11 protein-coding genes are annotated in these 25,113 nt (G+C 46.2%); 9 read left to right on the top strand and 2 right to left on the bottom strand.

Going from position 1 to position 25,113, the window contains the following annotated elements:
- The first annotated feature begins 38 nt into the window (after window positions 1–38).
- The 5 genes from B3Z75_RS00550 (at window position 39) to B3Z75_RS00530 (ending at window position 11,123) form a co-directional block, all read left to right on the top strand.
- Complete coding sequence (locus B3Z75_RS00550; RefSeq protein WP_294066550.1) at window positions 39–2,120, top strand: beta-galactosidase; 2,082 nt, start codon at window positions 39–41, stop codon at window positions 2,118–2,120.
- Between the two features lie 163 nt (window positions 2,121–2,283).
- On the top strand, window positions 2,284–4,926 hold the full coding sequence (locus B3Z75_RS00545) for a beta-glucosidase (RefSeq protein ID WP_294066522.1): 2,643 nt from the start codon (window positions 2,284–2,286) through the stop codon (window positions 4,924–4,926).
- Window positions 4,927–5,130: 204 nt separating this feature from the next.
- On the top strand, window positions 5,131–7,188 hold the full coding sequence (locus B3Z75_RS00540) for an alpha/beta hydrolase-fold protein (RefSeq protein WP_294066519.1): 2,058 nt from the start codon (window positions 5,131–5,133) through the stop codon (window positions 7,186–7,188).
- A 126-nt stretch (window positions 7,189–7,314) separates the two neighbouring features.
- On the top strand, window positions 7,315–8,481 hold the full coding sequence (locus tag B3Z75_RS00535; RefSeq protein WP_294066516.1) for an alpha/beta hydrolase-fold protein: 1,167 nt from the start codon (window positions 7,315–7,317) through the stop codon (window positions 8,479–8,481).
- An 8-nt stretch (window positions 8,482–8,489) separates the two neighbouring features.
- Entirely contained in the window at window positions 8,490–11,123 is a 2,634-nt protein-coding gene (locus B3Z75_RS00530; protein WP_294066513.1) for a glycoside hydrolase family 9 protein, read from the top strand.
- A gap of 53 nt (window positions 11,124–11,176) precedes the next feature.
- Here B3Z75_RS00530 and B3Z75_RS00525 read toward each other — a convergent pair whose 3' ends face one another.
- A complete protein-coding gene (locus B3Z75_RS00525) occupies window positions 11,177–12,235 on the bottom strand; it encodes a glycoside hydrolase family 43 protein (protein WP_294066510.1) in 1,059 nt (352 codons plus the stop codon).
- 296 nt (window positions 12,236–12,531) lie between these two features.
- Here B3Z75_RS00525 and B3Z75_RS00520 point away from each other — a divergent pair, with 296 nt between their 5' ends.
- Entirely contained in the window at window positions 12,532–16,755 is a 4,224-nt protein-coding gene (locus B3Z75_RS00520; protein WP_294066507.1) for a hybrid sensor histidine kinase/response regulator transcription factor, read from the top strand.
- Window positions 16,756–16,847: 92 nt separating this feature from the next.
- Here the strand turns inward: B3Z75_RS00520 and B3Z75_RS00515 are convergent, their stop codons facing one another.
- Window positions 16,848–18,173, bottom strand: coding sequence for a family 43 glycosylhydrolase (locus tag B3Z75_RS00515; RefSeq protein ID WP_294066504.1), 1,326 nt, complete (start codon window positions 18,171–18,173; stop codon window positions 16,848–16,850).
- Between the two features lie 491 nt (window positions 18,174–18,664).
- On the opposite strand from B3Z75_RS00515, the gene B3Z75_RS00510 reads away from it, so the two are divergent.
- The 3 genes from B3Z75_RS00510 to B3Z75_RS00500 all read left to right on the top strand — a co-directional run bounded on the left by B3Z75_RS00510 (window position 18,665) and on the right by B3Z75_RS00500 (window position 24,963).
- Window positions 18,665–21,778, top strand: a complete 3,114-nt coding sequence (locus tag B3Z75_RS00510) for a SusC/RagA family TonB-linked outer membrane protein (protein ID WP_294066501.1) — start codon at window positions 18,665–18,667, stop codon at window positions 21,776–21,778.
- Between the two features lie 106 nt (window positions 21,779–21,884).
- The gene (locus B3Z75_RS00505; protein WP_294066498.1) at window positions 21,885–23,564 is read left to right on the top strand and encodes a RagB/SusD family nutrient uptake outer membrane protein; all 1,680 of its coding nucleotides are present in this window, start codon (window positions 21,885–21,887) and stop codon (window positions 23,562–23,564) included.
- A 157-nt stretch (window positions 23,565–23,721) separates the two neighbouring features.
- Window positions 23,722–24,963 (top strand): alpha/beta hydrolase, encoded by a 1,242-nt coding sequence (locus tag B3Z75_RS00500; RefSeq protein ID WP_294066495.1) that lies wholly within the window; start codon window positions 23,722–23,724, stop codon window positions 24,961–24,963.
- The last annotated feature ends 150 nt before the right edge of the window (window positions 24,964–25,113 follow it).

The raw sequence follows: 25,113 nt of genomic DNA, 5'->3' as shown, positions 1-25,113 counted from the left end.
GGCAACATATACCATTGGAAATAACCAGTTTGAACAGCATGAAACGGACCTCACCACTTCTAATCCTGTGCATGATGAGCCATATGGTCATCTCACAGAACAGCCATGACTACTTTCCACCCCGTCAATTAACGACAGTAGGCGCCTACTACTACCCGGAGCACTGGGATGAATCGCAGTGGGACAGGGATTTAAAAAAAATGGCAGAAATGGGATTTGAGTTTACCCATTTTGCAGAGTTTGCCTGGACACAACTGGAACCGGAAGAGGGGGTATATGATTTCGACTGGCTGGACAAGGCGATCGGATTGGCAGCAAAGAACAATTTGAAAGTGGTTTTGTGTACTTCCACAGCAACACCTCCGGTGTGGCTGGTGCGCAAACACCCCGAAATTCTGATCACCCGGGAAGATGGGACCCGTTATGATCACGGTTCCCGTCAGCATGCTTCTTTTTCCAATGAGTTTTACCGCGCTTATTCGCTGAAGATGATCGAACAATTGGCCCTGCGCTACGGAAAGGACGACAGAGTCATAGGGTGGCAACTGGACAACGAGCCCCGCTCAACGGTCGATTACGGCAAGGATGCACAAAAAAGGTTTCGCAACTGGTTACAGAAAAAATATAATACAATTGACGTTTTAAACAGGGCTTGGGGCACCAATTTCTGGAGTGGCACCTATAGCAATTTTTCGGAAATTAATCTCCCGCAACACAAACAGTGGGGTATGAACCTGTATCAGCGGCTCGATCATAGCCGCTTCTGCGATGATGAAACAACCACATTCCTCGACGAACAAGCCTCCACAATCCGCCGGCATAGCGGACGGAATCAATGGATTACCACCAATTTCATTCCGATGTATGATGCCCGTTTCATTGGTGCAAGCAAAGAACTCGACTTTATTACTTACACCCGCTACATGGTGTACGGCGAACAGGAAGGAATTGGTAAAAAAGGGTACCGGATCGGGGAATATTCCCGTATTGCCATGGCGAATGATTACTTCAGGCCCCTGACACCGCTATACGGAGTGATGGAGTTGCAACCGGGACAAGTCAACTGGGGTACTGTTAACTCTCAGCCACTTCCCGGAGCAGTACGACTATGGTTATGGCACGTCTTCGCCGGTGGAAGCAAGTTCACATGTACCTACCGGTTCCGCGCTCCCATCTACGGATTTGAACAGTATCATTACGGCATTGTGGGCACCGATGGTGTCACACCTACCCCGGGTGGATCGGATTTTCAGCAATTTATGGAGGAGATAAGTCTTTTGCGACAACACTCATCTCCGGGCAGCACACCGGCAGCATACAGGCAAAGAAAAACAGCCATCCTGTACGATCCGGACAACACCGTAGCCATTGAACAGAACAAACAGACCGTGCTCTGGAATACCGAACAGCATGTGCTAAAGTATTATAAAGCCCTCAAATCGTTTGGAGCACCGGTCGATTTTATCCGTGATTCAACCGATTTTACTAAATATCCCGTCATCGTGGTACCCGCCTATCAGCAGATGAGCCTCAGCCTGGCAGACAAACTGACCCGATACGTAGAGAACGGAGGAAACCTGGTCATATCGTGCCGGACCGGCCACCAGAATGAACTGGGCCATCTCTGGGAGGCAAGACATGCTGAACCGCTCTACGGGCTGATCGGGGGTGAAATTGAGTTCTACGACCTGCTTCGTCCCTATGCATCCGACACGGTGATGATGGATGGAAAGCCATATGCCTGGAGCAGCTGGGGAGATGTGCTGAAACCTTTGGCAGATACCGAAAGATGGGCTGCCTATAGTGGCGACTTCTATGCCGGAAAAACAGCAGTAAGCTATCATCAGCATAAAAAAGGGAGTGTCACTTACGTAGGAGCAGACAGCAATGAGGGTGATCTGGAGCTGGCGGTACTTGCCAAGGTCTTCGCCCGATTGGATATTGCGGTGGAAAACTATCCGCCAGGCATTCTGGTGGAATACCGTGACGGATTTGGCATTGCCTTGAATTACAGCGACAAATCGTATGCGCTAAAACTTCCCGATGAAGCGGAAACATTGATTGGCAACAGCACGATTCCCACAGCAGGTGTTCTGGTCTGGAAAATCAAAAAACAGTAATAGTTAAAACCATAGAAAATTCAATTTGATAAAAACATGACCGGGTGCTGTGTACGTACACAAAATCTTTCTATCAATATTCCGGCACAATCTGCCGGTTTAACAGATAAAGCCGATGAGACAACTGACAAAAAAATTATAACGTTACTAACATTTTACAGAAATGAACAAACTATCATTTTTAATCGTGATTTTTGCCGGGCTTATGATCATACCGGGCTGCAAAACAAACTATAAATACCCTTTTCAGAATCCCAATCTGGATGTAGAGGAACGGGTTGAAAACCTGATCAGCCTGCTCACGCTGGAAGAGAAGGCCGGCTTAATGGTAAATTCCTCCAAGCCTGTTCCCCGCCTCGGCATACCGGCCTACGACTGGTGGAACGAAGCGTTGCACGGAGTCGGCCGGGCCGGATTGGCTACCGTTTACCCGCAGGCGATTGGGATGGCAGCCACATGGAATGAACCGGGTCATCTGAAGGCCTTCACCTTCATATCAGACGAGGCACGGGCTAAGTATAACGAAGCGATACGGAACGATAACAGAGGGCGATATTACGGTCTTAGTTTCTGGACTCCCAACATCAATATTTTTCGCGACCCTCGCTGGGGAAGAGGTCAGGAAACTTATGGAGAGGATCCTTTTCTGACAGCCCGCATGGGCGTTGCTGCCGTAAAAGGACTACAGGGAAATGATTCTGTCTATTACAAAACGTATGCCTGTGCAAAACACTTTGCGGTACACAGTGGTCCCGAATGGAACCGCCACTCCTACGACGCATCTGTCTCTGCCCGCGATTTGTGGGAGACCTACCTTCCGGCCTTTAAAGCGTTGGTACACGAAGGCAACGTAAGGCAGGTGATGTGTGCATACAACGCATTCGAAGGTGAACCCTGTTGCGGAAGTAGCAAGCTGATGCTAGATATTTTGCGAAACGAGTGGGCATATGACGGCATGGTGGTGTCTGATTGCTGGGGGATCAACGACTTTTATCTGCCGGACAATCACGGGACACATCCTACCCCGGAATCAGCTGCCGCCGATGCGGTAATTCACACGACCGACCTGGAATGTGGCAGCGTGTATGAGAATCTTGTACTGGCAGTAGAACAAGGTTTAATAACAGAAGAAGAGATCGATCGATCACTCCGTCATGTTTTACGTGGCTGGTTCGAGCTGGGAATGCTGGATCCTGCCGGAAAAGTACCGTGGAGTAATCTTCCCCTTTCGGTAGTGAATTCGCCAGAGCATAGAGAAAATGCCCTAAAGGTAGCTCGTGAATCGATGACTCTCCTGAAAAACAAGAATAATTTATTGCCCTTAGGCAAAGATATCGGACGAATTGCGGTGATCGGCCCGAACGCTGCAGACAGCGTGATGCTCTGGGGTAATTATAACGGCACCCCCTCCTCTACTGTAACCATACTGGACGGTATCCGTGACAAGCTTCCCGATGCCGAAATTATCTATGAGAGTGGCTGTGACCTGGTGGACACATGGGTAAGGACTTCGCTCTACGAAAATTTCAGCAACCGGCAGAAAAATTCAGAGGGGCTTTATGTGGAATTTTTCAACAACAACAGGTTTGAAGGAAATCCGGTTGCAACAAAAATTAACAACGAAGGAATCCGGTACAACAATTCCGGAGGAACAGCGCTGGCCCAGGGCGTAAAGATGGATAACACCTCCACACGCATTAGTGGCATCTTCACCGCCCCCTATACAGGAGAGGTGGTCATGTCGGCCCGTACTTCAGACCAATACAGACTCTATATGGACGGAGTGGAGGTGATGTCACAAAGTGGCCGGGAAGCCTCTGTCGCTTCTGAATATGCGTTCAACGCGACCAGGGGAAAAACATACGAAATCATGTTGGAACACACCCAGACTGGCCGGCGTGTAAACATCGACTTCTCCATATTCCGCAAGGAACTGGCTCAGTTTGAAGGGTTGACAGAGCGGATCAAAGATGTGGACGTAATCATTTACGTGGGAGGATTGTCTCCCCGCCTGGAAGGAGAAGAGATGCCTGTGAGTGCAGACGGCTTTAAAGGGGGCGACCGCCAGAGATTGGAACTTCCCGATGTGCAACGTCGCCTCCTGGCCGATCTTAAGAAGACAGGCAAGCCGGTAGTTTTTGTTCTCTGCTCCGGCAGCTCACTGGCCCTGGAACAGGATGAACAGAATTACGATGCGCTGCTTGCAGCGTGGTATGGGGGACAGGCAGCGGGAACTGCTGTGGCAGATGTACTGTTCGGAGATTACAATCCGGCAGGGCGACTTCCTATCACTTTTTACAAGTCGACAGAGCAACTCGACAACGCGCTTGAAAAGGCAAACAATCCGGAACATCTGGGTTTTCAGAACTACAATATGGAAGGACGTACGTACCGCTATATGAAGGAAGAACCGCTTTATCCCTTTGGACACGGTCTAAGTTATTCTGAGTTTCGTTATGGTGAGGCACGGATGGGTTCAAACAGGGTAAAAGCTGTTGAGGGGACAAATATAATTATTCCCGTCACCAATCAATCTTCCACTGGAGGAGAGGAAGTAGTTCAACTCTACGTAAGAAGAAATAATGATCCGGAAGCTCCCAATAAATCACTATGCGCATTTAAGCGGATATATTTGGCACCGGGGGAGACAAAAGAGGTGGAACTGAATGTGCACGCTGATGCGTTTGAATTTTACGACGGGCCTACCGACGGACTTATCCCGAAAGCCGGCAATTACACCCTGTTATACGGCGGGACCTCAGCCAACAGCGGTTTAAAAAGTGTGGATATCGTCGTAGAATTGTAAAATGTGAAGATGAGTTCACCATTTAAACAGAATAATCCTCTCCGGCTGACAGATAAATCGGGTAATTTTACATTTTGTTCAGATAAAGATTTGTTCAAACTTAAATTAATAAGGGTTATGAAACGAGCATGAGAATCATTCATACCCAAGAACATGATTAAAGCGAGTTCCATACACATTAATGTGAAAAAATATTTTAATCGTATGAAATATCGGGTTTTGATACTAATATTTTTACCATCTTTTTTAATCGCCCAACAGGCGAATGTAAATCTCGATTACAATCCACAAAAGAACAGGGAAGGACTGATTCCGTTTAGTGCACCGCTAAATTCTCCCGAAGTAGATGATAATGGAATGGTTACTTTCAGATTGAAAGCTCCCTGGGCGAATGAAGTTAAACTTCCCCCGGGAGCCATTCTCACCTCACTGGGAAAAGGAAACGAGCCTATTCCGTTCACCAGGGGTGAAGATGGAGTGTGGACATTAACCATCGGCCCCCTTATACCGGATATCTATGCTTACCATTTTGTTGTAGATGGTATGCAAATTACGGATCCGAGTAATACATATGCTGCATTTACCGCGATGCCACCCTATAGCCAGCTTGTTGTTCACGACAAGGAACCAGCTTATTACGATGCAAAAAATGTTCCCCATGGAAAGATCATCCGTCACATCTATCATTCCGATGTAACAGAAGGTGAACGCGAATTGTATGTTTATGTTCCTCCCGGATACGACGAAAAAAAATCATATCCCGTATTGTATTTGCTGGGGGGAAGTGGTGAATTGCCCTCCAACTGGGTTTACGACGGAAGGGTAAATTTCATCATGGATAATTTGCTGGCCGAGGGAAAGGCGGAGCCCATGCTCATCGTCATTCCAAATAATCAGGTCATTCATCGCAATCATCCGCAGCATACCGAATTAACTTTTGACATATTCGAAAAGGAGCTCAGAGAACATGTTATTCCACTGATAGACAAAAATTACAGCACAATACGGGAGGCAAAAGGGAGAGCTATTTCAGGCCTTTCGATGGGAGGAAGGCACAGTATGTTTGTCGGTTTCAGGTCGCTTGATATTTTTGCGAACTTCGGCATCCTTAGTGCAGGCGATACAAATCCGGAAGAATCGTTGAGGGATTTTCTAAATGATCCGGACGTCAATAACAAAGTTGATTATCTTTTTGTAGGACAGGGAACAAAAGAGGCTGATAGTTTTTTCAACCTACGTGTTCAGGCACTGCATAACGCGCTTACCAACCACAATATTCATCACGAATATTTTGTGGGAGGACGCGGGGCGCATGATTGGTCCACCTGGCGATATCTGCTCTACAATCGTTTTTTACCCAACTTGTGGAAAAAAAACAAAAACAATACCCCGGCAGAATTGCTTCCTGGTTCCAAAGTCAGCTCCGCCCCCGCTCCCGATGAAACTTCACGGAGGGTTATGGTGGAAGATGGCGGTACCGGCGCTTATCGTGCCATCATGTATACCGATGACTCATTACCCACCCATACACTGTTCCGGCCGGATGATCTCGAACCTTTCGGGGAGAGCCATAAACTACCGATTATTGCATGGGGAAACGGGGCCTGTGCAAATTCTCCCTGGGAACATGTTAATTTTTTGTCGGAGGTGGCTTCCCACGGTTTTTTAGTCGTTGCAATCGGGCCTATGCCCCAGGAGGGGGAGCGAGGGATGGGAAGGTCCACTTCTTCCCAGTTGCTGGATGCCATCGATTGGGCTATTTCTCAAAACAAAGATCAGCGAAGTCCTCTGTACAATAAAATTGATACGTCCAAAATAGCAGTCAGCGGCATGTCCTGTGGGGGGCTGCAAACGCTTGAAGTTGCACCGGATCCGCGCATTACCACGGCCCTTGTCTGTAACAGCGGCATCATCGGTGATGGAGGTGGCATGCCGGGCATGCCGGGTTTGACAAAAGAGCATCTGGCAAAATTACATAGCCCTACGCTCTATCTGCTGGGTGGAGAAACGGACATCGCTTACAAAAATGGCATGGACGACTATCGGCGTATCAACCATGTACCTGTTTTTGTGGCCAATATGGACGTCGGGCATGGAGGCACCTATGGGCAGCCCCACGGAGGTGAATTTGCCAGAGTGGCCACAGCCTGGGTTAAATGGCAATTAAAAGGTGATGGCGAAGCGGGAAAAATGTTTACTGGAGATACGCCACAGCTCTCCTTATCCACCCTCTGGAAAACGGACAAAAAAAATTTACCGTAAAGCAATACGAGCATGAAGACTGTTGTCAATCAATAACATGTCCATGAAATTAATTAGAAGTAATCGAACGTAACATATATGTGAGTTCCATATGGCCATAATGTAAATAAATTAAAAAATTATTTTATGAAAAATGTATTAAAATTTCTTTTCTCCCTTCTGTTTTTTTCCTCTTATGCGGTATACGGACAAGACGCACAGCCCCTACCTGAGGGAACTGTTCCTAATGAACACAATATCGTGGGGGCTGAATATCCCCGGATTGGCAAGGATGGACGAACCTACTTCAGAGTTTATGCTCCGGATGCAAAGAAAGTAGAGATTAGTTTCCGTGGCGAAATGAAAAAGGGAGAGGATGGCTTCTGGACCCTGGTCAGCGAAGGGCCGGAAGTAGTTGGATTTCATTATTATCAGGTAATTATTGACGGCGTGAGTGCTGCCGACCCGAATGGAAAGCCTTTTTTCGGGATGGGTAAATGGGTCAGTGGCATTGAAATACCGGAGAAAGATGTGAATTATTATAAGCCCAGGAAAGGTGTTTCTCGGGGTGTGGTGAGCGAAAGCTGGTACTATTCTGATATCCGGAACGAATGGCGTCGCGCGCTTGTGTACACTCCTGCCGAATACGACAAAAACCCCGAAAAAAAATATCCGGTTTTATACCTGCAGCACGGCATGGGGGAAAATGAAACCAGCTGGGCTAATCAGGGAAAGATGAACTTCATTATGGACAACCTGATTGCCGAAGGGAAAGCTACTCCCATGATCGTGGTGATGGATAACGGCAACATTGAAAACTTCCGCCCGCTGCCTGGCGAAAATCCCAACGAGGCAAGACGCAAATTTGGAGCTGATTTTCCCGCAATACTACTGAATGAGATCATACCGCATATTGAATCCAGTTACCGGGTATTGACAGATCGCGAAAACAGAGCGATGGCCGGTCTCTCGTGGGGTGGATTGCAGACCTTCAACATCACGCTGAATAATATTGATAAATTTTCCCACATCGGAGGATTCAGCGGTGCCGGTCAAATCAATACAGATCAGCTGGAAACTGCATACAACGGCGTATTTAAAGACCCGAAAGTTTTTAATGAAAAAGTACATGTTTTTTTCCTCGGGATCGGATCGGAAGAACATCCCGAAAGAACAAAAAACCTGAGCGAAGGTTTAAAAAAAGCCGGTATAAACAATATATACTACGAATCGCCGGGGACAGCGCATGAATTTCTCACCTGGCGCAGGTGCCTTAACGAGTTTGTACCTCTTATTTTCAAACAGAAAAAATAACGCTTCCGATGACATCTGACAACAAGCCGGATCAGTGGAATAATCAAATCCCGAATTGTCGACTTGCTACCATGTTGCTGCTGCTCCTTCTATGCCATTGCGCTGTGAGGGGACAGCATCTGCAATTAAATGAGCTGGATTATTTTGAAGCAGATGGAATAAACGTACTGGTTTACAGCAACAGGTATAACCCCATCTTCTTTGACGAAAAAACCGCGGGAGTGGAGTTGATACACCATGGAGTACGCACAGCTACCGGTGGGGCAGTGCGTTTGCAACATACGCCCGAACAATGGGATTTGGTCCCGGAGATTATAAGCCGGACTGTTCATAAAGAAGATCAATCCATCTCTACTCTGTTACGTTACGAAGATTTCGATTTCAACAGCGAAATAAAGGTCACATCAGATAAAAAGGGGTTTCGTATCGCGGTCATCCTGGAGAAGCCGCTGCCGGCAGCATTGGAGGGACGAGCAGGATTTAACATTGAATTTCTCCCTTCCGCCTACTGGGAAAGCCCCTATTTTGCGGACGGAAAACCGGGTCTCTTTCCCCGTTATCCTTCTGGCGAGACAGAAATGAGGCCCGGGAAGGAGAAGATACAGCAGATTTACCATCACACCACCTTTGATGATCGGGGGAGAAATGAATTTCCTGTACCTCTTCCATTCTCAAGAGCCCGAACGTTTGTGCTGGCGCCGGATGACCCTGAGCGAAAGATCACTATTCAGTCGGAGAGCGAAATCATGCTGTTTGACGGACGCCTCCTGGCACAAAACGGGTGGTATGTATTTCGTTCAATGCTGCCCTCCGGAAAAAGTGGCAAAGTGTTGGAGTGGTATGTGGAGCCTAGCACCATTGACAAATGGGTAAGAGAACCCAATATCGGATTTTCTCAGGTTGGTTACACACCAGCACAGCAAAAGATTGCAGTGATTGAATTGGACAGGAACGATACACCGGCAGGGGAAGCGACCCTTTACAGGATTACCGGCGAGGGCTCCCTGATACCGGAATACTACGGGAAGACAAAGTCCTGGGGTAGATATATGCGGTACAATTATCTGCAGTTTGATTTTAGCACCGTCACGGAGACAGGCATCTATTGTATTGAATACAATGGGAGAAGGACCAATGCCTTCCCCATTTCGCGCGATGTGTATCAGGGTATCTGGCATAAGACGATGGATGTCTGGTTGCCCGTTCAGATGGATCACATGACCGTAAACGAGGGTTATCGAACCTGGCACGGCAATCCCTATCAGGATGATGCACTGCAGGCACCTCTCAACCACAATCATTTTGACGGGTATAGCATGGGTGACACCACATATACCCGGTTCAAACCCTTTGAACGAATTCCCGGGCTTAATGTCGGAGGATGGTATGATGCCGGCGATTTTGATATACAGACCGGCTCACACAATGCCGTGGTGATGGATCTTGTTCAGATTTATGAAACATTTTCACCGGATCGAGACATGACCTTTGTCGATCAGAAAACACAATACGTGGATATCCATCGCCCGGATAAAAAAAATGATCTGTTGCAGCAGATTGAACATGGAACTCTGGCACTTGTCGCACAAATAGAAAACATTGGACACCCTGCGAGGGGAATTATCGTGGGCAATCTGCATCAATACCACCATCTTGGCGACGCCGCTACCATCACCGACAATCTGCCATACAATTCCGAACTGAAACCCTATGAGACGGACGGAATAAGTAGCGGGACCATGGATGACAGATGGGTTTTCACCACACGTTCACCTTTTCTGGACCATTCTACGGCGGCAGCACTGGCTGCAGCCAGCAGGGCATTGCAAGCGTTTAACCCCGACTTATCGCGCAGAGCGCTCGATTGTGCACGTAAGATGTGGGATGAAAACGAAACGACGGAGAAAATCCAGCAAGAGCCGGTCGACGGATCTTTCAACCAACGGAGTGGTGGAAAGATCTCTTCTGCATTGCAGCTTTATATCACAACCAAAGAAGATCGATTTAGGAAAGTATTTGAAGAAGCTCTCTGGAAACAATTAGAGGCAACAGGACGAAGGAACATTTCCGACAGCCCGGGGAATATGTGGATTGACAACGCCATCACCTATGCTCTCATGGCTTTTCCGCATATGAATGAAGAGTTTCATCGGAAGCTTCGCCCCTATATTCTCAAGTACAAGGAGCAGATAGACCAGATAGATGCCGGCAATCCTTACGGGGTGACCATCGGAGGTCGCGGATGGGCCGGCAACACGCCCATCATGAAATGGGGCAATTACAACTATCTTATTCACAAATATTATCCGGGGATAATGGATAGAGAACATGTTTTCAAAGCAATGAACTATCTGTTGGGGTGCCACCCCTATTCAAACCTCTCCTTTGTGGCAGCGGTAGGCGTACGATCAAAAAAGGTCACTTATGGCAGCAACCGAGCCGATTTTTCCTTTATTGCCGGTGGTGTTGTGCCGGGTTTATTGCTCCTGCAGCCTGATTTTTATGAAAACAAAGATGACTGGCCATTTATATGGGGACAAAATGAGGCCATCATCACCTCTGCCACCCCTTTTATCTTTTTATCCCTTGCGGTGGAAGAGCTTGCGAAAGAGATCAATCAAGAAAACGAAAACACAAATTGAGAGAGAAAGCATTCAGGCGACAATCTCGCGGCATAGCTGGTAGGGAGATATCATCAGGGATTATATCTCCCTATTATTTTCAGGAAATCACCCGATAGATCGACCTCCAGCAGCACGGGTTTTCGGGGACCGGGGTTCTCCTCCAGGCTCTGGGAGTGTAACGAGAGAAGTGTTTTACCTTCAAAGGTCTGAAACAACATCCCATGTCCTGTGTTCTGATCCAAAAGAGGTTCTTCCTGTTGAATCCACGGCCCGGCCAAACGGCCCGTTGCAGAATAAGCCACTCCCTGTGCATAGCGATGGCTGCTCCAGCTGGACCATAACATTCCGAGACGTCCTGTGCCGGTCCTGAAAAGAAAGGGACCATCAGAGACGTAGCCCCCCAAAGACATTCCAAAGGTTAATTCGCCGATCGATTGCATCTCTCTGGGCCATGGTGCATCCGACGCAGAGAAAAGAAGCACCGACTCACCGGTTGTGCCGGATAAATCAGCGGTAAGCGGCACATATTTTATCGCTCCATCCACCAATTGCATCCAGTCATGATTATAAACCAGATAAGGGATTCCATCCTCTTCCCACAGCGTGCCGTCGAGTGTAGACCAATCCTCCTGCAGGTAAAGGTTGTCATTCATCGGTCGATAGGGACCCTCGGCCCTGTCGGCAATAAGGATGTGTGTCCCCCTGCGCAGGACATCGCACCGCTCAGGAACCGTATCGACGACGATGTCTGTGTTGGTAAATGTGGTAATGCAGTAATAATTACCCTTGTAATAATGAAGTTCGGGAGCCCATATCATCGGATTGGATCCCATCCACGATGTCGTGTCAATTTCAATATAGCCAAACGGTCCTTTCCAGTTCTGCAAATCGGTACTTTTCCACAATATACCACCCGATCCTGTCATATAATAGGTGCGCGTTGCCTCATCGGCCAGAATAAAAGGATCGATAACAGTTAATGAATCAAAAGGAACAGTTGCCACCTCCTGTATACCCCACCCCGATACAAGTGTATATTTGCTCTTCGTCTTTTTGTTATCATTGCTATCGAAACATCCTTGTAAACACAGTGCACAAAAAAATAACGATACGAAAAAAACGTATTTCACGTTTGCACCTCGATCTTTTTTATATCTGATATTTGCCGGGGATAAATATTGATCCTTGTTCCACATTGCTACACGAATTTATATAATTTTGCAATACAAACATAAAGAGTTTTTTTATATCGAAAGCAATAAAACTCTTATATTAGGAGGACAAATTTTTCAATCTGGAACGTACGTGATGATTTGTATCCCTTATAAAAGAAAAAATCCACCATCATGATTTGTTACTATCTTATGTTTGTATGAAATGAAAAAAAAACAATACTTTTGTCTGTCAGCACCAATACGACTATATCATGAGACTTCTAACTGCAACACTCTTATATTTGCTGAGCTGTACCTTCGATGGAATGTTGACGGCACAGGAAAAACCAAACGAATATAATTTTTCATATCTCACCATTAACAATGGGTTGTGTGATAATTCAATCCGTGCAATTCACAAGGACAAAAATTCATTTATGTGGTTTGGCACTTCCAACGGGTTAGACCGTTATGACGGATACGATTTAAAACATTACTCTGCAGGCTCTGTCTATCCGCATCAGTTTATTGAAAGTAATTATATTTACGATATCAAAGAAGATGATTTCCAGAATCTGTGGGTGGGGTCTGATGCCGGCATTTTCAGGATTAATCTTCCGCAGGAAAATATAGAGTTCCTTAAAGGATACGACGGCGCAAATAAAGAAATTCTCTCAACACCTGTTCAATCCATATATATTGATGAGTTTCAAAATCTGTGGATTGGCACAAACGACTGTCTCGCTTATGTGATGCTGGACAGAGAAAGGAGTATCAAGGAGATTGTGATATTGAAAAGGGGAGTGGATGTAAATACCTTCATCAGACATGGGAATGACATATGGGTTGGCGGGAAGAATCTGTTGCTCCGCTATAACTCCACCTCCCGGGAAAGATACCATCAGATTCCCTACACCACCAGTCTTGATTTTTCGCATTTGACGATCAATGCACTTTTTTCCTTTGGTGACTACTTGTGGATAGGCTCACAAACAGGGCTATACTGTCTGAACACCCAGAAAAATCAATATACTCGCTACCAGCATGACCCCGGGGATCCGAAAAGTATCTCCTCCAATTTCATTATGGATATTGCAAAGAATGATTCGGGCGACATCATCATAGCCACACGAAACGGGGTGAATATATTTCAACGAAATGAACATTTTGTGCAATTTGGCAAAGAACCAGGATCTAAATCGCTGAATAACAACATTATCAATAAGGTATTCGTGGATGAAGACAATTGTATCTGGGTCGGTTCCGATTTTGAAGGTGTCAACATAATGGCGCCAAAAAACATCCACTTCTCCCATTCGATGCAGACTTTTGAAAACGGGCTCCCGCATATCATCAGCTGTGTATTGGAAGACAAAGAAGGCAATCTGCTTGCAGGAATGATGGACGGAGGACTGGCCATCAAAATGAGAAACGAAGAGACTTTTACCTTTCACAGACATCGTGCGGACGTCCCTTCTTCACTGGGACACAACAGCATCACCGATATCGTACAGGATTTCCGGGGGGATTACTGGATATCGACCATTGGCGGAGGAATTGATAAATTATCGAAAAACAATCTTCGCCGTCCCTCTTTTGAGCATTATACCACCGAAAATTCGGGATTACTCTCCAACGAGATTCATGATCTTTACCTCGATACGGTCAGAAATTCACTCTGGATTTGTAGCAGCAGGCATATTCAAATGCTGGACTTTGCCACCGGGCACATAAACCGATTGCCCTATTACACCCGATCCAAGGAGATACCGGACAATATGCACACCATTCTTATTGATTCGCAATCCCGCCTCTGGATCGGTGGAAACGGAATCTACATCATCGACCTGAAAGACTATAGAAACGGGTATGAATGCATTTATTACAAAAACAAACTGGATGAACCGCTAAGCAAGATCAATGAAAAAATCACCTGTATCCTTGAAACCCGAGACAACGAAATCTACCTGGGCAGCATGGGAAACGGTATTTACCAACTCGACAGCAACAGTTCAAACGGTACATACTCTTTCATCAACTATGCTGCCCGCTCAGGCTTATCGGATTCAAGTATTGCGAATCTAATGGAAGATGATAACGGAAATATCTGGATAAGCACCCTGAGAGGGATCTATTTGTTCAATTCCTATACAAAAAGAGCGATTAAATTTGATGAAAAAGAGGGGTTACAGGTTCAACAATTTTATAAAAGAGCCGGATGCAAAACCGCAGACCACCAAATAATACTGGGGACAACAAACGGATTGGTTTCATTCAATCCGCTCATTAACCTTCCCAAGAAAAAAGAGAGAAAAGTTACCCTGACCAATTTACAATGCAATGGTCAGGAAATGATTCCTTTTTTGCATAAAAAAAACCTATCCACATCCATCACCCAGGCAAAGGAGCTGCATCTTTATCCACCACATCATTCATTTGAACTCACTTTCAGCAGCCTTGACTACACAGGCCAGGATAAAATATTTTATTTTCACCGCATCCAGGAATTGAACGAAAAGGCTAATGTGGGGCTTGCAAAAAGAAATGCCAAATATACAAACCTTACTGCTGGAAAATATACCTTTGAAGTATGGTGTACCAATTACGACAATGCCTGGTCTGCCGAACGAACATTTCTTACCGTCATTGTGCATCCTCCCTTTTATCAGACTACCTGGTTCTACTCGATGGTTGCGTTGTTCTGTATCGCAATTTTTCTCTATATCTTGTATGGATACACACGGAGACAAAAAAATATCCAGATGCTGTTAAAAGGCAAGATTGAGGAACGCACTTCGGCACTGATTACTTCCATTGCAGAACTAGAACATTCACAGTCCGACATCCTCGAGAAAAATGAACAGTTACAACTACAAAATGAAGAAATCAACAAACAGAAGAATGAGATTTACGAAATGTCACTGCAAATGGAACAGATGAATAAGGAGAAGATCTCCTACTTCACCAACGTAGCCCATGAATTTAAAACACCGCTGACGCTTATACTGGGTCCTACGGAGCAATTGATCCGACAGACAGGGACCGCGGAAGGAAAGGAAAACCTGGAGATGATTCACCGGAATGCCCGTTACCTGCTTTCAATGATCAATCAGCTTATTGACCTGCAGAAACTCGATACCAAGAACCTGGCCCTTCAGCCACTTTCTTTCGACCTTTCACAATTGTTTAATCAGACTGCATCCGACTTTGCCAACCTGATGCAAGCCAGGCAAATCCACCTGGATACCTGTTACCGCTTGCTCCACCATCAAATTATCTCAGACAAAGAGAAAATACACAAAATTCTTTATAATCTTTTGTCGAATGCCGTGAAATACACACCCGACAAGGGGAAAATTACGCTTCGAGCCTGCCAGTGTAGAGATGATGCCGGTAACCTGATGCAGTATATTTCGGTCACTAACAGTGGCAGCGTCATCGAAAAGGAGGAGCGTGAAAAAATTTTCAACCGTTTTTACCGGATTCCGGACCAGCACGGATTTACGCATTTTAACCAAAGCAGCACGGGAATCGGGTTGCATATCGTAAAAGAGCTGATCTCCCTGCTCAATGGTACCATTACCGTGAAATCGACAATGAAGACCGGCGTTTCCTTCAGGCTCCTTTTTCCGGTATTTCTTTCTGAGAAAGCCGATCCGGAAGAGGTTCAGGAGACACTATCGCCGGAATCAGAAAAAGACATCATCACACCGTTCATTCCCATTGACCGGGATAAGCCTAATCTGTTGCTGGTGGAAGACAATCCTGATATGCGGAACTACATCAAAAAGATGCTTTCACAGAAATTCAATGTGGCCGAAGCGAATAATGGAGAAACGGGATATGAGGCAGCACGGAACATATTACCTGATTTCATTGTTTCTGACCTGATGATGCCGGTGAGCGACGGTGCCGTTTTGTGCAGGAAGATCCGCGATAACCTGGAGTTGTGCCATATCCCTTTTCTTTTGCTTACGGCCAACTCGAGCGAGAGTGCCTATATTGAGAGCTATGCCAACGGAATAGACGGGTACATCACCAAGCCTTTCGAGGAGTCAATCCTGATGGCGCAGATCGACGCAATCATGAAAAACAGGGACTTGCGTCAAAAAAAGTTTATGGAAGAAGAAATGAACCTTTCGGTGTTGGAAGTGGGTAAATCTGATCAGCAATTCATGAATGAGGTGATGCAGATTATCGAGAAAAACTTTACAGACTCCAACTTTGGAGTGAAAGAACTGATCCTTCAGCTGAACATGAGTTACACTCTCATCTATAAGAAATTTATCTCTCTTACCGGCGTTCCCCCTGTACGGTTTCTTCTGCTTTACCGTCTGAAGATTGCCCGAAAAATATTGGAAAAAAACAGGAACAACAACATCATTGTCTCGGAGATCGCCTATCGGGTAGGATTCAACGATCCCAAATATTTCACCCGCTGCTTTGTAAAACAATACAATATGACCCCCAGTTCCCTTATTAATCAGGAAACATAGGGGCCATTTTTCAGTGATCTGCAAACAGCTGTCGGCTTTGGAAAAAGAAACCGATGAAAATTGAACGGTTTCTGTTTTACGATCAGCAGTTTTTATTCGAAGCTGATCCAGTCAATCTCGGCCATCCCTTCGTCGATGAGCGTAAGTTGGATGTCATGTATTCCTTTCGGAGCGTATTTTATCGGTACAGTTATCTCCTGCCAGCTTCCCGTCACAGGCACCTCCAGTTCTGTCATCACACTGCGGCCGGTATCCCCGGCTTGCAGGCGCACCGTGCAGCCCGTAGATGACTGCACCCTGGCTTTTACCATTTGCTGTCCGCCCTCACCAAAGTCGACACGTTCGTAACGCACCCATGCCCCTTTCTCCTCCAATTTCATCTTCCATCCCTCAAACGGGTTTTCATCGCTCACAAAGGCAATGGAGGTGCCACTTTGACTGACTGCACTGAAGCGGTCGGGATGCACCTTACCGGTTGCAGGCGAAACACCTACACCACGAAAGGTGGGTGTTACCTTCCGAATGGTGCCGTCAGAATTGAAAAAGAGTGCATCGATCCGTGCCGACCGGTTCTTGTCGAAAGAGGGTGAGTAATCGTTGTGATGGTAAAAAAGATACCACTGGTCCTTATACTCCACGATGGAATGATGATTTGTCCAGCAACCGGTCGGTGACTCTTCCATGATGATCCCCTGAAACGTAAAAGGGCCCATCGGATTATCTCCGGTAGCATACGCCAGTGTTTCGGTCTTATCCTTTACCCAGGGAAAGGTATAATAGTATATACCCTTTCTTTTAAAAACAAACGGCCCCTCTTTAAAACCCTCTGGAAGTCCCTCTATTTGAGTAGGTTCACCATCCAGTTCCAGCATGTTCTTTTTGAGACGTGCCACAGACATACCCCGGCCGGACCAGTAGATATAGGCCTCGCCATCGTCGTCGATCAAGACGCAGGGATCTATACCTCCAACGCCCTCAATGGGTTTTGCTTCGGGGATAAAGGGACCATAAGGCGTGTCGGAAACAGCTACTCCGATAGCAAATCCCCGTCTGTTCTCACCGGCAGGAGCAGAGGGAAAATAAAAATAATACTTTCCATCTTTATAAACGCAATCAGGTGCCCACATGGAGTAAGACTCAGGGGCTACCCAGGGTACATTCTCCTGACTGACAATAACACCATGGTCCTGCCAGTCGATCAGGTTGTCGGATGAAAAAACATGGTAATCGGCCATACAGAACCACTCCTTCAGTCTTTCAACCGGACTCGGGATATCGTGCGACGGATAAAGATAGATCTTTCCTTCAAAAACTCTGGCTGTGGGATCCGCCGTAAACTGATCGCGCACAATCGGGTTTTGGCTGTACACGGTAAAAGAAAAACAAACAAACAGCAATAACAGGATTTCTTTTTTCATAAATTCTTGACACATATTATTTATCGTTAGTATTTTCATGCATTTATCGTGTTATTTTAAGCATTGCTTTGCATCTATAACACATGAGAGTAATCTACAGATACATTTACTGAACAAAGATACATACCCTTTCCTACAGTTGGGTGGATGAATTTTACCGATAGGAGGATTAAGCTGCAAGCGACGAAAGGAGACGGAGACTTTTTATATATTTAGGAGGACAAAACTATTCTTAACGAATTTATCCTCCTGTAATAAAGATTATTTAACCTAATCGCCGTTTTAATACCATATTTTTGGGAATATTTAGAATACCATCAAAACAAAATCGATATAAATCACCTACCGGTATCCTACAGATATACAACACATGATGATTTCGGAAGGAATTCGATGATATCGGTATATTTTTTTGTGTATAAAAATTTCATTACAGGCAAAGTTCGGTATCTCATATTTTGTTAAATTTATTTTTTTTAAACACTATGTCTATGAAAAAAAGAGTATTATTTTTATTTTTTGGGCTATGTTTCAGCATTGCCACATTTGCACAGATGCAAGTGAGAGGCAACGTTACGGACAGCAAACGCGATCCGATTCCAGGAGTTACGGTACTGCTGAAAGGGACACAAAACGGAACGACTACCGATATTGATGGTAATTACAAAATCACTGTACCCGGACAGGGATATGTACTGGTTTTTTCCTTTGTGGGGATGGATACACAGGAAATAACAATTGGCAATCAAACCACCATCAATGTTGCCCTCACGGAGACTACCACAGGCCTTGAAGAGATTGTGGTGGTTGGTTATGGCACCATGAGAAAGAGCGACGTTTCCGGCGCCGTGGCATCTGTCAGCTCAAAATCGCTCCAAAATTTAGTTACTCCCGATGCAGCAGCTGCTCTTCAAGGAAAGGCTTCCGGCGTGCAGGTACTGACCAATTCCGGTGCTCCGGGTCAGGGAGCGTCCATCCGTGTACGTGGTTATTCTTCAAACTCCGATAAAATTGGGCCACTACTCATTGTTGACGGCCTTCAGGTAGACAACATCCAATACCTTGACCCATCCATGATTGAGTCCATAGAGATACTGAAGGATGCTGCCTCTGCAGCCATTTATGGGGCTGCAGCAGGAAATGGTGTCGTTTTGATTACCACAAAATCAGGTGCTTCTGCCAAGGGTACCTCCAGCATCACCTACGATGTCAGCTACGCCAGCCAGCGTCTTGCCCGGCATCCTCAAATTTTCGGAGCGAAAGATTTTATTGAATATAAAAAGATGTCGGGTCTTCCAATCGAAACGCAACTGGAGGCAAATGGATATGATGGCACCGACACCGACTGGTTTGATGCAGTATTCGAACCTTCGTGGAGCAAAAAACATACAATCACTTTTCAGGGTGGTAATAACCAGGGAAATTATTTTACATCCATTAACTATATCCACAATGATGGCATTGTAAAAGGAGACAAGGACGTGTACAAACGCCTCTCTGCTCAGATCAATGCCGACTACAATATTAAAAAGTGGTTTCAGGTAGGTACCAACACCTCCATCGAAAAATGGTCAACCAAATCGGTTCCACATATGACTCAATACGGATCACTGATGAACTCCGTACTGACAATCGACCCATTGACTCCGGTTTACTACTCTAGTCCCAACGAATTTGCACCGACTATGAAGCAGGCTTACGATGAAGGTAAAATAATCCTCAAGGACCCTTCCAACAACCTCTACTATGCGACTTCGAAGTATATCACTGACGATAGTGGCAATCCTCTGCTCCAAAGAGACCGTGTTGACCGTGAGAATGGAGGCGTTTCACTCCGTGGCGTACTCTTTGGAAACTTAAAGCCAGTGAAAGGACTGGTGATTACCTCACGCTTAGGATACAGAGTGGCACAGAGCAACGAACACAGCTTTAGCACGCCCTATTATGCCACAGCTCAGGCAAAGTCAGATGATTACAACATCTCTGCGAATGCAAATACCAGTCTGTATTATCAATTTGAAAACTTCGCCAACTATAACCTTACCATCGACAGGCATAACATCACCGCCATGGGGGGTATGTCGTATATCGAGAACAGCTGGGACAACGTGAGCACCAGTGCACAGGGACCCGATATTCTGAAAGGATACGAACCAAATTTCCGATATATCGATTACGTGAAAAGCAACATGGTCGACGGTGTGGAAAAGACAGTGAAGGGCTACGGTAATCTGCCCGGCAAATCAACACAAATATCCTACTTTGGACGTCTTGTTTATTCTTATGACAACCGTTATACCCTCCAGGCCAACTTCCGTGCCGACGCTTTTGACTCTTCCAAATTGCCGGCAACAAACAGGTGGGGTTATTTTCCCTCGTTCTCCGCAGGCTGGACGATCAGCAACGAATCATTTTTTGCTGAAGCGATCAACCCGGATGCATTCTCTTTACTAAAACTCCGTGCCTCCTGGGGACAAAACGGGAATATCAATGTACTCAATAATTACAAGTATAGCACTACCATCTCCTATAACAGCTCCTGGTACCAGTATGGCGTTGAGGACGGTGCCCCTTCCTATGGCTCCAAGCCTTCCGGACTGGCCAACCCGAATCTCAAATGGGAAACCTCGGAACAACTCGACCTGGGTGTAGATCTCAGATTCCTGAAAAGTAGACTTGCCATTTCAGCAGACTATTTCAACAAAAAAACCATTGATCTCCTGGTAGACATCAATCCTGTTCCTGAAATCGGAGTTGGATCTACAACCGTCAACGCAGGGTCAGTGCTTAACAGAGGGTTAGAACTGGAAGCTTCCTGGAAAGACCTTATCGGTGATTTTAGCTATTCTATCAGCGCTAACTTCTCGACACTCCACAACGAGGTTACCTACCTCGATCCCTCTATTTCGAGACTGGAAGGAGCCACCGGTGGAGTAGACGGCACCAACAACCCTATCCGCACTGCATTCGAGGTAGGAAAACCTATCTGGTATTTCAGAGGATACAAATACGATGGCGTGAATCCGGAAACAGGTGAAGCCATTATCAGGGATTTAAACGAAGATAATCAGATTTCCGACGCCGATATGACCTACATCGGAAAGGCAATTCCTGATTACACATACGGCTTGAACCTGAGCCTGGCTTACAAGGGCCTTGATCTGAATATATTCGGCGCCGGCGTAGGAGGCAATAACATCTTCACGGTGTTATACCGGGCAGATACACCCATGCGTAACTCACTCAAGTACTATTATGACAATGCCTGGACACCAGAGAACAAAAATGCTTCCATGCCTGACCCCAAAGCTGTAGCCACTGACTGGCATTTCTGGGGGTCATCTGCCTCCATGTTCAGCGGAGCTTACTTTAAAATCAAACAGATTCAGTTGGGATATACCATTCCGGAGGATATTTCCAGGAAGGCACTTATCGACAGACTGAGGCTCTATGTATCGCTCGATGATTTCATCACCTTTACCAACTATCCGGGCGTTGATCCTGAAACAGCCACTGTAAGTACCGCTCCCCAACGTGCAGGCTTTGACAACGGGACCTATCCTCAATCAAAGAAGATCACATTCGGTCTTAACATTACATTCTAATTCAACACATTAATCATATGAAACGAGCATGACAATCATTATCGTACAAGATCATGACGAATGCGAGTTCCATATGACACCTTTGAAAATAAATAATTTTAGTCATATGAAAAAATATATATTTCCCCTATTATTCGTTGCAGTTGCCCTCTTCTCTGCTTGTGACGTGGATCTCCTCGATATTCCACAGAAAGGAGTGATTGACATCGACTCATTCTATAAGACAGATGAAGATGCTGAGTCAGCACTCGTAAATCTATATGGAGATTTCATCACAAATATTGGTGGTAACGACGGCATCTACGTCCCCTACAACATCATCTTCAACTATTGTGCTGATAATGTACTGGCAGCCGGAGAATACTATGGAGACAACGATCAGTTTGCCAGCATCAATGAATTCCGGTTCGATTCGCAAAGCTCAGTGGTTTATCAGCTATACAGGCGCTTATACTTCGTGATCTACCACTCCAACCTGGTAATAAACAACTTCGAGTATGGACAAAGTGCCGTAAAAGACCGCTGTATTTCCGAAGCAAGGGTCATCCGCGCCTGGTGTCACATGACGGCCGCCCTGGCATGGGGCACCCCGCCCCTGATTGACCGTGTTCTACTCGGCACCGACAAACCGTCAAATTTTGAGGGCACCCATGAAGATCTGCTCAAATGGTGTGCAAAAGAAGCATCAGAGGCAGTTCAGTATCTCGACGAGCGTAAAAGCACTTCGGATAAGGATGGTGCGGTAAAAGTGACGAAGGGATTTGCCTGGACTGTTCAGGGGAAGGCTCTTCTCAATGCAGGTGACTATGCCGGTGCGAAAGCAGCGCTCAAGAACGTAATTTCTTCAGGTAAGTATGCACTTGTTCCCGGGGAGGAATTTGGGAATCTATTCCACCTTTCCGGCGACGGCAACGAAGAGAAAGTATTCGAGCTGAACCTGATCAACAATGCCAGCATTGGTGACTGGAGCGGAAAAATTCAACGCTCCACGTGGATGGAAATGAATCTTTGGGGATGGAGATCATCGCGTCTTGCAGCTTCTCCAACAATGCAGGCCGATCAGGGATGGGGCGGTCTGGCCATTGAAGAAACTTTCGCTAATGAGTTCGCAGCCAATGATGGAGATTCTTATCGCCGCAAAGCCACCATCATCACTTATGAGGAGTTTCTGACAGAGCTTGAGTGGCCCAGCGATGGCGGAGACATCAACAAAATGACCAAAGCTCAGAAACTTGCCGATCCGAAGAGAGGCATCATCAATCCTGACGGGCTCTACGGACAAAGCAATTATCTGCAAAGAAAGCATATCGTCGCCAAGGAAGACCGCTCAACCAACTGGTACCGGTTCAACAACTTCATCATCACACGGTATGCCGATGTGCTGTTGATGTATGCCGAAGCCTGCGCTCAGACAAGCGACAACGATGGCCTTCAGTATTTGCGGATGGTTCAGCAACGGGCTGGATCAAACTATGTAAGTAACTCACTGACATTGAATGATGTAAAGAAAGAACGAAACTATGAACTCTGGATGGAAGGTTCACGCTGGATCGATATGAAACGGTGGAAAGAGTTTGAGAAAGCAAAAAAAGCGGGGACGCATATCCCTTCGTTGAAAGATGCTTTTATCAACGACAAGGAACCTGCGCACAGAGGATACCTCACTTACTCTGAACCTAATGCAGGAAAACAGATTGGATTCAAGGAAGGTAAGCACGAGTGGTTCCCGTACCCCTACAATGTAACATCCATCAACCCCAATCTGACACAAAACCCGGGATGGTAAACAATTTCATTTTCTTTTTCATTTTCTTTTTCTGATGCCGATCTGCCGGAGTGAGGTTGCATGGTCTCCTCCGGCAGAATTTTAAACAATCTCAGTTTAACCGTGTCATCAGGAACAAACTATATTTATTTCACCAATCACGTTAAACTTTATCCAAATGAAAAAAATCAGCAGCATCCTTTTACTGGTAATGATGGCATTTCCATTTACCACCATGGCTCAACCCTACCCTGAAGGCACTTTCCCCAATGAGCACAATCTCGACGGTGTTCAATGGCCGCGGGTAGACAAGAATGGACACACATATTTCCGGGTATATGCACCCGATGCAAAAAAAGTACAAATAAGTTTCCGCGGGCCCATGACACGGGAAGCTGACGGTTACTGGACCTATGTCTCTCCAGAGCCGGAGGCTGTGGGTTTTCACTATTACCAACTCATCATTGACAGTGTCTATGTAGCCGACCCTGCCACTAAATCCTATTACGGCATGAGCAAATGGGTAAGTGCCATCGAAATTCCGGAAGGACTGCCCTACGACAAAACACAAAATGTGCCGCATGGAGAGATTCGGATGAAGAAATACTGGTCGGAGATGACCCAGGCCTGGCGGATGTGCTATGTCTACACCCCACCCCGGTACGACCAGGATGCCCAAAGCCGCTATCCGGTACTCTATCTCCAGCATGGCGGTGGTGAAGACGAAACCGGCTGGATATTCCAGGGAAGGATGAGCAACATCATGGACAACCTGATTGCCGAAGGCAAAGCGGTGCCGATGATTGTAGTCATGGATCGTGGTTATGCATCGCTTCCGGGAGCTGCTTCTGTACCAAGATTCGATGATGCACGCATGAATGCATTCCTTGCCGGAGCAAGCGCACCGGCAACATCGGCTGCTGGCCCCTCATCCGACAGGCCGGCCCGCCCCGCAGCACCCTTCAGGTTCCAGAGTGTCTTCCCCGAGTTGCTTGTGAAAGAGATCGTTCCAATGATCGATGCATCATTCCGCACGAAAACAGACCGCGCAAGTCGCGCCATGGCGGGTCTCTCCATGGGGGGCATGCACACCTTCCAGGCTGTGATGCCCAACCTGGACAAGTTTGCCTATCTGGGCGGATTCAGCGGTGGCGCTGGTTCAGTAGAACAGATCGATCAGCTGTATGACGGTATTTTTGCCGATAAAGAGAAATTCAACCAGCAGATCAAACTGATGTTCCTCAGTATCGGCTCAGAGGAAAGACCGGAAAGAGTGAAAGCTTTTGCCGAAGCATTGCAGGCAAAAGGGCTCCATAATGTCGTCTATTATGAATCCGTAGGAAGTGCCCATGAATGGCTAACATGGCGTCGTTCACTCCGTGAATTTGCTCCCCTCCTTTTTCGGGAGATACAGAAATAACCAGCCGTAATTCGTTTTTTTTACTCCCGTGAATTTTTCCTGCACGAATCATTTACGGGAGTAATTTCTGCACACAGGCAACTCACTATCAACAACTATCCTTCAGTCACCTTCAATTACCCAAACGACAAATACCTAAAAAAAGGATAA

This window comes from Proteiniphilum sp. UBA1028, from assembly GCF_002316955.1.
Taxonomy (GTDB): Bacteria; Bacteroidota; Bacteroidia; order Bacteroidales; family Dysgonomonadaceae; genus Proteiniphilum.
This window is presented reverse-complemented; position numbering and strand designations above follow the sequence as displayed.

What these genes read in the sequence shown, in the direction of transcription:
- B3Z75_RS00510 (WP_294066501.1), top strand. Translation starts at nt 18,665, where the DNA reads ATGAAAAAAAGAGTATTATTTTTATTTTTTGGGCTATGTTTCAGCATT.
- B3Z75_RS00550 (WP_294066550.1), top strand. Translation starts at nt 39, where the DNA reads ATGAAACGGACCTCACCACTTCTAATCCTGTGCATGATGAGCCATATG.
- B3Z75_RS00520 (WP_294066507.1), top strand. Translation starts at nt 12,532, where the DNA reads ATGAGACTTCTAACTGCAACACTCTTATATTTGCTGAGCTGTACCTTC.
- B3Z75_RS00500 (WP_294066495.1), top strand. Translation starts at nt 23,722, where the DNA reads ATGAAAAAAATCAGCAGCATCCTTTTACTGGTAATGATGGCATTTCCA.
- B3Z75_RS00515 (WP_294066504.1), bottom strand. Translation starts at nt 18,173, where the DNA reads ATGAAAAAAGAAATCCTGTTATTGCTGTTTGTTTGTTTTTCTTTTACC.
- B3Z75_RS00545 (WP_294066522.1), top strand. Translation starts at nt 2,284, where the DNA reads ATGAACAAACTATCATTTTTAATCGTGATTTTTGCCGGGCTTATGATC.
- B3Z75_RS00535 (WP_294066516.1), top strand. Translation starts at nt 7,315, where the DNA reads ATGAAAAATGTATTAAAATTTCTTTTCTCCCTTCTGTTTTTTTCCTCT.
- B3Z75_RS00540 (WP_294066519.1), top strand. Translation starts at nt 5,131, where the DNA reads ATGAAATATCGGGTTTTGATACTAATATTTTTACCATCTTTTTTAATC.
- B3Z75_RS00530 (WP_294066513.1), top strand. Translation starts at nt 8,490, where the DNA reads ATGACATCTGACAACAAGCCGGATCAGTGGAATAATCAAATCCCGAAT.
- B3Z75_RS00505 (WP_294066498.1), top strand. Translation starts at nt 21,885, where the DNA reads ATGAAAAAATATATATTTCCCCTATTATTCGTTGCAGTTGCCCTCTTC.